Source organism: Streptomyces sp. NPDC056161 (assembly GCF_042268025.1).
Lineage (GTDB): Bacteria > Actinomycetota > Actinomycetes > Streptomycetales > Streptomycetaceae > Streptomyces.
In genome coordinates this window covers 82,915-91,837 of sequence record NZ_JBHJUV010000041.1, presented here as the reverse complement: position 1 = coordinate 91,837, position 8,923 = coordinate 82,915, and the positions used below count along the sequence as shown (strand labels likewise).

The 8,923-nt window shown below is 71.7% G+C and carries 10 protein-coding genes; 2 read left to right on the top strand and 8 right to left on the bottom strand.

Going from position 1 to position 8,923, the window contains the following annotated elements:
- The 6 genes from ACFC09_RS31825 to ACFC09_RS31800 all read right to left on the bottom strand — a co-directional run.
- Window positions 1-188, bottom strand: a 188-nt coding sequence (locus ACFC09_RS31825; RefSeq protein ID WP_376533869.1) for an ATP-binding cassette domain-containing protein, incomplete at its 3' end; no start/stop codon positions are given.
- Between the two features lie 370 nt (window positions 189-558).
- Window positions 559-1,482: an SAM-dependent methyltransferase gene (locus ACFC09_RS31820; RefSeq protein ID WP_376533867.1), complete on the bottom strand. Its 924-nt coding sequence runs from the start codon at window positions 1,480-1,482 to the stop codon at window positions 559-561.
- Window positions 1,431-2,117, bottom strand: coding sequence for a cysteine hydrolase family protein (locus tag ACFC09_RS31815; RefSeq protein WP_376533865.1), 687 nt, complete (start codon window positions 2,115-2,117; stop codon window positions 1,431-1,433). The genes ACFC09_RS31820 and ACFC09_RS31815 overlap by 52 nt, the downstream gene beginning before the upstream one ends.
- A 92-nt stretch (window positions 2,118-2,209) precedes the next feature.
- Window positions 2,210-3,328, bottom strand: a complete 1,119-nt coding sequence (locus ACFC09_RS31810) for an isocitrate/isopropylmalate family dehydrogenase (protein WP_376533863.1) — start codon at window positions 3,326-3,328, stop codon at window positions 2,210-2,212.
- 19 nt (window positions 3,329-3,347) lie between these two features.
- A complete protein-coding gene (locus ACFC09_RS31805; RefSeq protein ID WP_376533861.1) occupies window positions 3,348-3,893 on the bottom strand; it encodes an EF-hand domain-containing protein in 546 nt (181 codons plus the stop codon).
- 183 nt (window positions 3,894-4,076) lie between these two features.
- The gene (locus ACFC09_RS31800) at window positions 4,077-5,327 is read right to left on the bottom strand and encodes an MFS transporter (RefSeq protein ID WP_376533883.1); all 1,251 of its coding nucleotides are present in this window, start codon (window positions 5,325-5,327) and stop codon (window positions 4,077-4,079) included.
- 237 nt (window positions 5,328-5,564) lie between these two features.
- Here ACFC09_RS31800 and ACFC09_RS31795 point away from each other — a divergent pair, with 237 nt between their 5' ends.
- Window positions 5,565-6,641, top strand: a complete 1,077-nt coding sequence (locus ACFC09_RS31795; RefSeq protein WP_376533859.1) for an ArsR/SmtB family transcription factor — start codon at window positions 5,565-5,567, stop codon at window positions 6,639-6,641.
- The gene (locus ACFC09_RS31790) at window positions 6,638-7,144 is read left to right on the top strand and encodes a glutathione peroxidase (protein ID WP_376533857.1); all 507 of its coding nucleotides are present in this window, start codon (window positions 6,638-6,640) and stop codon (window positions 7,142-7,144) included. The genes ACFC09_RS31795 and ACFC09_RS31790 overlap by 4 nt, the downstream gene beginning before the upstream one ends.
- A 367-nt stretch (window positions 7,145-7,511) precedes the next feature.
- On the opposite strand, the gene ACFC09_RS31785 is transcribed toward ACFC09_RS31790, so the two are convergent.
- Together ACFC09_RS31785 and ACFC09_RS31780 are read right to left on the bottom strand one after the other, a co-directional pair.
- Window positions 7,512-7,703, bottom strand: coding sequence for a DUF397 domain-containing protein (locus ACFC09_RS31785; RefSeq protein ID WP_376533855.1), 192 nt, complete (start codon window positions 7,701-7,703; stop codon window positions 7,512-7,514).
- A 189-nt stretch (window positions 7,704-7,892) separates the two neighbouring features.
- Window positions 7,893-8,750, bottom strand: coding sequence for a helix-turn-helix domain-containing protein (locus ACFC09_RS31780; RefSeq protein WP_376533853.1), 858 nt, complete (start codon window positions 8,748-8,750; stop codon window positions 7,893-7,895).
- Window positions 8,751-8,923: the final 173 nt, after the last annotated feature.

Below are 8,923 nucleotides of genomic sequence, written 5' to 3'. Positions count from 1 at the left end.
AGCTCACCACTGTCCGCGACGGACAGGCCCAGCAGCAGACCGAGCAGCGTCGTCTTGCCCGCGCCGTTCGGCCCCACCAGGCCATGGATCTGACCTTGCGCCACATCCAGGTCTACGCCGTCGAGCGCGACGACCTCGCCGAAACGTTTCGCGATGCCGCGCGCCCGGACCGCCGGGGGTGTGTCCATGAGTCCCTTCCTTCGAAAGCCTCAGGAACCTTAGGTGGGACACACATCGTTTGGCATGGACAGACGATTGAACGTTCGCGGAACGGATCGTCAAGGAGGGTCAAGAATCGGCAAGGTGTATGCAGAAGCGGCTTGCGACCGGCCTGATTTGGGCAAACGCGCCCGGACCTCTCGGTTCGAGGAGCCGGAGGACGCGTCGAGCCCCACGAGCGGCGAGCCCAGGAGCGTCACGCCCGTGAACCGCTGGGCCCGTGAACCGCTGGGCCCGTGAGCCCGTGAGTCGGTGACCCCGTACGACAGGCCGGTCGCACCGGCCGGACGGACCGGACGGACGGGCCGGCCGGACGCACGGGCCGGTCGGGGTTCGGTGTCACGGGCCGGGGGTGACCGTGGTCACCTCCGGGCGGTGTACGGCGAAGGTCCAGCGGTTGGCGGCCAGGGCGTCGTGGGGTTGCGGGCGGGGGCCGCGGCCCAGACGGTGGCTGAAGTCGAAGGGGGTAGAGGTCCGCGTGTGCCAGCCGTGCTGGGTGAGGTCGGCGGCCGAATCCGGCCTCGGGTCCGGGTCGAACAGGCCGAGGAGATCGACTCCGATGCGGTCGCGGGCCGCCGTGTAGACCGGGGAGTTGCGGACCGCGGCCGTCTCGACGCCCCGTTTCACCTCGTACACGAGGGTGCTCCCGGCGGCACTGTGGGCGCTGACGGCGGCGAGGACGCGGCGCTCCGCGGCCGACGGGAGATAGAGGAACAGCCCCTCCGCGACCCAGGCCGTCGGACGGGCCGGGTCGAAACCCGCGGCGGTCAGGGCGTCCGGCCAGGTGTCCAGGCGCAGGTCCGCGGCGATCGTCACACGAGTGGCGCGGGGCGTGGTCCCCAGGGTGTCCAACGTGCGCTGTTTGAAGGCGAGTACCGGTTCCTGGTCGATCTCGAAGACGGCGCTGCCCTGCGGCCAGGGCAGCCGGTAGGCGCGGGAGTCCAGTCCGGCGCCGAGCAGCACCACCTGTCGGATGCCCGCCTCGGCGGACTCCAGCAGGTGGTCGTCGAACGCCCGGGTGCGCAGCCCGAAGTAGCGGCCGAGCCTGCCCCACAGCGGGTCGGCTTCCCCGTCGGGCACCTCCTCGGGACGTGTCGGCCAGCCCGCGCAGGCGGGGGCGGCGCGGACGAAGTGCCCGGCATACTCGTCCCGCGCCAGCGCGTCCGGTCTGCCGGTCTCGACGGCCCGCGCGGCGGCCACCATGAGCGCGGTCAGTCCGACGCCTCCGTCGACGCCTGCTGTGTCCGGGACGGGAGCGGCCATGACTCCGCCTCCTCCTCTTCCTCTTCGGGGTGTCGGGTCCATACGGCGGTGCGGTCGTACGGGGTGACGCGGGCGCCGTAGAGGCGGCGCATGAACCGCAGGATCTGCTCGTCGGGGGTGTGCAGGGCGGTGGTGCAGTCGCCGAGGACCGTGATGTGGAAGCCCTTCTGGAACGCGGTGCGGGCGGTGCTGTCCACGCAGACGTCCGTGAAGAGGCCCGCGAAGGCCAGGTGCCCGGCGCCGCGGTCGACGAGGTGCCGCTCGAAGCCGTCGGAGAGGAAGGCGTCGAAGCACGCCCGCTTGGTGAACACCCGCTCACCGGGTGCCGGTTCGAGCGGGGCGGCGAACTCGGCGCCCCAGGTGCCCTCCAGGCATTTGGGCGGCCTGTCCCGCCGGGCGTCCCGGTGCCGCCAGGCGGGCCCCTGGTGGGCGGGGTCCCCGACGAACCGGACGTGCACCACCTCGGTGCCGTGGGTCCGGGCCGCCGCCACCGCACGCGCGGTGTTGGCCACGACGGTGCGCAGCGCCGCCGGGTCGCCGGGGTAGCGGGAGACGGCGAGCGGGCCGGTGCAGAAGTCGTTCTGGACGTCGACGACGACCAGGACCGTACCCCTGCGAGCGGTCGAAGCCGCCACCGAGTACGAGGACGAGGACGGAGAAGGCGAAGGCGAAGGCGAAGACGAAGACGACGGAGAGGGAGAAGGGGAGGCGGAGGGGGAGGGGGAGGTCATGGGGTGGCCGCCGGTCGGGCGGTGGGTGCGGCTGCCCGCGCCTCCGCGCCGGGTTCCAGGGCGTCGAGGAGCGCGGTCACCACCTCCGTCGTCGTGTGGTGGCCGCCGAGGTCCGGGGTCAGGATGCCCGCCTTCCGGACGCGGACCAGGGCCCGTTCCGTCGCGGCCACCGCGCCGGGGCAGTCCGCGTACCGCTCGGCGATCGCCGCGGCGGCCCGTACGGTGGCCACCGGGTTGACCAGGTCGCGTCCTGCCAGGTCGTCGGCCGAACCGTGCACCGTCTGGTACTCGACCAGCCCGTGCGCCTCCGGGTGCAGATGCACGTTGCGGGTGCAGTGGTCCTCCTGGCGCCCGGCGCCGAACCGGTCGAGCAGGACGACGTGCATGATGTCCGCCCACTCGTTGCCCGCCACCAGGACCGTACGGTCGGCAGGACCGTGCGCGATCAGGTTCCGGTTGACCGTGTCCGGCTGGAAGACCCGTACGTCGATGCCGTGCCGCTCGGCGAACTCGGCCGCCCAGTCGTCCAGCGCACCGTCCAGCAGATGGAACTTGTACGCCATGACGATCCGGTCCGGCCCCTCGTCCGGCCATTCCCGACGGGCCCGGCGCAACGCGTACTCCAGGACCTGCTCGGTGATCTCCCGGCTGAACTCCGTGACCCGCCTGACGTGTCCGGGCCGGTGCTCGTTGTCACCGGTGTAGAAGCCCTGTGCCTGGTCCCGGACCAGCAGCAGCCTGGCTCCCCCGGCGTTCAGCGCGTCCACCTTCACGGCCCGCAGCCGCTGCCGCACCAGGTACAGGGTCTGGGCGTTGATCGCCGTACGGAAGATCACCGGGGTGCCCGCCGCGGCCCGCTCCCGGACGAACCCCTCGTAGTGGTCGGCGTCCCGCAGGGTCAGCCGGCGTATCTCCTCGATGCCGCCGCGGCCCCCCTGGGCGGCGCACGGCCGCAGGGAGACGTACGAGTGGTAGGTGCGCGGGGAGCGCACCACGGCGACGTCGCTGCCGTACGAGCGGGCGAGCCGGTCCAGGACCCGTTCGAAGACCGCCGCTGTCTCGGCGCCCGTACCCCGTCCGACGGCCAGGCCGACGACGTGTTCCACGCTGCTCATGGCGCTCCCGCCGGCCGGGTCAGGCCGCCGAGCCGGACTCGGTCCCGGCGACCAGGTGGTCCCCGGGGATGCCCGCCTTGTCCGGCGCGTAGTAGTCCCGGATCCCCTCCACCCAGGTCGGCACGGAGACGCGGTCCTCGGCCGTGGGGCCGAAGGCGTCGAAGAGGGCGCCGATGTTGCCGGGTTCGAAGCCGATCGCCGTCATCAGGGCCATGAAGTCCGGGCGTTCGATGAGCCCGTCGCCGTCCGGGTCGCCGAGGATGGCGAGGGCCTCGGCGAACGCCGTGATCGTGGCGTCGAAGCGCTCCGGCGAGAGCACGCAGGCCGTGTACTCCTCGAAGCTGATCACGCCGTCCCCGTTGGCGTCCAGCTCGGCCAGCAGCGTGAGCCAGTAGCGCTCGAAGGCGGCCCGCATGGCGTCCTTGGCCTCGTCGTCGGACCGGGGTGCCGCGGCGACGACCCGGTCGCCCATGAGCGTGAAGTCCTCGGCGTCCAGGACTCCGTTGCCGTTCGCGTCCAGCAGGGAGAAGACGAGTGCGACCCGCTGGGTGGCCTCTGCGCGCATGACGTCGTGACCTCTCTTGACACCGCGTCACGGAGCGGGCACGGGCACCGCCGGCACCGCACTCCGTACGGCCGGACGTCGCCCGGCCCGAGGGATGGATGTCCCTGGGCCGGAGGCGTATGCGAGCAAGTCGTCCGGTTCCCCGGAAAGGCTGAACTAGCTTGCGTTTTACGGGTGTTCGGGTTAGAGGGGCGGGCGGTGGCGGTGGAAGAGGGGGTGCCGGGAGCGGGGGCCGCCGTCGCCGCGGCCTGCCGCGGCCAGTGTCAGCGTGACCACGAGGGAGGCCCCCGCCAGCACCGTCATCGCCGTACCGGGAGAGGTGAGTTGGGCCGCCGAACCGGCCAGTGCGGCACCCACGCCCTGCATCGTCAGCATGCCCGCCGAGTGCAGCCCGAGGGCGTGACCGCTGAGTTCGTCCGGGGTCAGCGCCATCAGCCGCTCCTGCTGCACCAGGCTCGCGCCGAAGCCCACGGAGGCCACGGCGACGCAGACCGCGGCGAGCGGGACCGCCGGGTGCAGCGCGAACACCGTGTACGGCAGCGCGAGCAGCACGAGCAGCGGGGTCGCCAGCCGGGCCCGGAGTCCCCGGGGCAGCAGCCGGCCCACGGTCAGGTCACCGGCGAGCATCCCCAGCGCCGCGCAGGCGAACAGGGTGCCCGCGGCGCTCGGGGCGTACGACACGTAGAGGGATTCGCACCCGACGACCAGGCCGTTGGGGACCCACAGGCCCAGGTAGGTCAGGCGGCGCGGGCGGGTGGACCACAGGACGGCGTTGGTGCGCCAGGTGGCCGCGACCGAGGGGCGGCCGGCCGCCCGGGGCGGGCGCGCGGTCAGGCCCAGCCGCAGTACGACGGCTCCGGCCAGGTACAGCGCGGTCGACAGCAGCAGCGAGGCGCGCGGGGAGAGGACGGCGACCATGACCCCGCCGACCGCGTACCCAGTGATCTGCATGATCCCGCTCATCATGTTGAACACCGACCGCCCCAGCAGATAGCCGTCCTTGCTGAGGATCTCGTTCAGCAGGCCCCAGCGCACCCCGCCGCCGAGGGACGCGACCAGGCCGAGGAGGACCACGACGCCGAAGACCCCGGCGATCGGCAGACCGGGCAGCGCGAGGGCCGCCGTACCGGCCGCGAAGGCGACGGAGATGCCCACCAGGGCGGACCGTGGGCGCAGCCGGTCGGAACCCGACAGGAAGAGGGTCGCGCCCAGCACCTGGGCGAGCGACGGACCGAACATGCTCAGCGCGGACAGCAGCGGCGAGTCCGTCGCCCGGTACACGAGCGTGCCGAGGGCGAGACCGCTGACGGTCTGCGCGGCGGTGTGCGCGGCGGTGGCGAGGAACAGCGGGGCGAACTCCGGGGTACGGAAGAGGGCCCGAAATCCCGGGCGGACGGAAGCCGCGCCGCCGGAGACCGGGTCGGCGGCGGACATCGGGTCCGTGCCGGAGACCGAATCCGTGACGGACATCGGATCCGTGCCGGAGACCGAATCCGAGACGGACATCGGATCCGTGCCGGAGACCGAATCCGAGACGGAGTCCGGGTCCCCGGTGGGGTGTGTTGTGCGGGCGGGAGGTTCGGTGCTGGGCATGGACGGAGTCTTGGGGCGGGCGGCGCCTGCCGTTATTGTTTCGCCGGGGCGCGAAACGTCGTACGGGAGGAGGCCGCCGTGGGCTGGTGGCAGGTGAACGCCGACACGCTCGCCCGTAGCCGGTTCCTGCTCTCTCCGCTCGACGAGACCTTCGCGGCCCTGAAGCTGCTGCACGTGGGGGTGGGAGCGCATCCCGGTGAGACGGAGTGGCTGCGCACGCATCTGCCCGCGTACCGGGCGCGGCTGGCGGCCGACCCGGTCACCGCGCTGCTGGTGAAGGCCGGTCTGCCCCGGCCGAACCGGCTGTGCCCGCTCCCGTCGGGCGGCGGACCGCGGGCCGGCCGGGAACCCGAGGGGTGGATCGCGGACTTCCTCACTCCCCCGCCGCGCGACGGCGAGACCTTCGAGGAGGCCGTGGCCCGGGTGCGGGCGGCCCGCCCCGAGGCGGCACGGGCGCAGTTGCGGGTGTCCCTCGGCGGCCCGGTCCCCGCCGAACTGCACCGCGACGACCTGCCCGACCGGGCGGCCACGCTCCTGGAGTACGTCTGGGCCGAGACCGTACGGCCGTACTGGGCGCGGCGCAGGCGCATCCTGGAGGCGGACGTGGTCGCGCGGACCGCGCAGATGAGCCGGGGCGGCTGGGCGGCGGCACTGGACTCGCTCGTGCCGGGGCGCACCCGCTGGCTCGGCGAGAACCGGCTCCAGGTGAACCTGCACGAGTACCCGCCCCGGGAGATCTCCGGCGCCGAGCTGGTGTTCGTGCCGGTGACCGTGCAGACGGGGTGGGTGTCCTGGGAGGACGGGGACCGGTACGCCGTGATCTACCCGTGCGCGGGCGCGCTGGCCGACGTCCGGGACCGGTCGGTGCCCGCGAGCCTGGGCGCGCTGCTCGGCACGGCTCGGGCCGAGGTGCTGGTGCTGCTCGGCTCCCCGATGAGCACGACCCAGCTGACGGCGGTGACCGGGCAGGCGCTCGGGTCGGTCGGGCGGCATCTGAAGGTGCTGCTGGAGGCGGGTCTGGTGACCCGGCGGCGGGCCGGACGGTCGGTGCTGTACTCATGGACCACGGCGGGCCAGGTCCTCGTCGAGGCCGGGGACCGCCGTGGGCCCTCGGCCACCGTTCCGGCACCTACCGGAGCTAGCATCCGGTCATGACGACCACAGAGCAGAACAACTCCGTGCTGAATGTCGAGATCGGTGCCCTCCAGGGCGGTGCCGCGGATCTGCCGCAGTACGCGGGCAGGGCCGTGCTCATCGTGAACGTGGCCTCCAAGTGCGGTCTGACGCCGCAGTACGCGGGTCTTGAGCGGCTCCAGGAGCGGTACGCCGCGCAGGGCTTCACCGTGCTCGGCGTGCCCTGCAACCAGTTCCTCGGGCAGGAGCCCGGCACCGCCGAGGAGATCGCCGAGTTCTGCTCCGCGACGTACGGGGTGACCTTCCCGATGACCGAGAAGGTCGACGTGAACGGGGCGGGACGGCACGCGCTGTACGAGCGGCTGGCCGGGTTCGCCGACGCCGAGGGGCACAGCGGGGACATCCGGTGGAACTTCGAGAAGTTCCTGATCGGGCGGGACGGCGCGATCGTCGCCCGGTTCGCGCCGCAGACCGAGCCGGAGTCGGCGGAGGTCGTCGCGGCCATCGAGGGCCAGCTCGGCTGAACGGCAGTCGCCCTGCTGCTGGGGCGGGGCGGAGCGTCCTCCGTCGCCGGGCGAAAGGACCGCCCGGTGACGGAGGACGCCGTGTGGGGCGACGCCCCGCTCCCCGTCCGCGCGTGCGCCGCCCGGACCCGAGAGGGGCGCGTTCGACCTGGTCGGCGCGGTAACGGCGGCAGCCGCCGGCCTCGTCGACGTACGCGGAGACGAAAAGGGGCGAGCCCCCTCGGCAAGGACGGCGATCTGGTCGAGAGGGCTCTGGGTCGAGCTTGTGCAGTTGTGGCTGGTGCGGTTGTGACTTGTGCAGTTGTGGCTTGTGCAGTTGTGGCTTGTGCAGTTGTCGTCGGAATCCGGCAAGGTCAGGGATGCCTCCCTACGACTTGACCGTTGCCACGAAGGCGTTCCACACGTCGGCGGGGAAGGCCAGGATCGGCCCCTCGGAAACCTTGGAGTCGCGTACGACGAGTCCTTCGGTCGCGGGCGACTTGACCTCGACGCACGCGCCGTTCCCAGCGGAGTAGGAGGACTTCGTCCACGTCGCCGTGGCGCCCTGAAGCAGTGCCATGTTCACTCCTGTTGCGAGTTGCTCTGGTGTGATTCACGCCAACCCGGTCTTCCGATTGGCGTGATCGACGCTACTCGTCAACTTCCGCGTCCGGAGGGGTCGTTCACCCGACCGGATGGCATATTAGAGGTGTGCCTTCCGCTTATTCCCGAGGCACGTGTACGATGCGGCGCCCGCCCGGCAGGCACCTCAACGGGCGTATGACTTCGCCACATTCCAGATGAATTGCCGGGATTGTTCCACATTGAGGGACTGTGCCCGCAGATGTTCGTACATCACCGCGTACCGCTGGACGTCGTGCGCCTTCTCCAGGTACAGGTCGCTGGTGACGCCCTCCAGGTACACCACGCTGGAGTCGGCCGCGTCCGCGAACTCCAGGATCGCGTACTGCCCGTTGAGCCCGGGATGCGCCCCGACCTCGAACGGCAGCACCTGCACGGTGACGTGGGGCAGCTGGGACATCTCGATCAGGTACTCCAGCTGCTCACGCATCACCAGATCGGTGCCCACCCGGCGGCGCAGCGCCGCCTCGTCCAGCACCACCCACAGCCGCAGCGGGTTGTGCTCGGCGCTGATACGTTCCTGTCGCCGCATCCGCACCTGGACGCGCTTCTCGATGTCCTCGGTCGACGTCTCCGGCAGCGCCCCCTGCACCAGGGCCTCCGCGTACGCCCGGGTCTGCAACAGCCCGGTGACGAGCTGGGGTTCGTACACGCGCAGCGACTCGGCGTCGGTCTCCAGGCCGATGTACACGCTGTACGGGATGTCCCCGAACGCATGCCACCAGCCCTGCTGCCGCGAGTCCCGGGCCATCTCCATCAGCGAGTCGACGATCCGCTGGTCCTCGACCTCGTACACCCCGCACAGGTCGCGCACGTCACGCTGGCTGATGCTGCGCCGCCCGTTCTCCAGCCGACTGATCTTCGACTGCGACACCAGCAGTCGCTCCGCCACCTCCTCCGCCGTCATGCCCTTGAGCTCGCGGAGCCTGCGCAGCTCCTGGCCCAACCGGCGTCGTCTGACGGTGGGATTGACATGGGACGCCACGGGTCGTGCACCTCCGGCTGACTGCCTGTACCTGGCACTTTGCGTATCTGCTGTTGAGCAGACTGCCACCAAGGTGCTTGCTACCGCTGGGAAACCGTGGATATACGGCGCGTACGCGTCAGTTCAACGGCGCACGACAGACGGTCGAGCGGGGCGGCGAGACAGACAGTGTC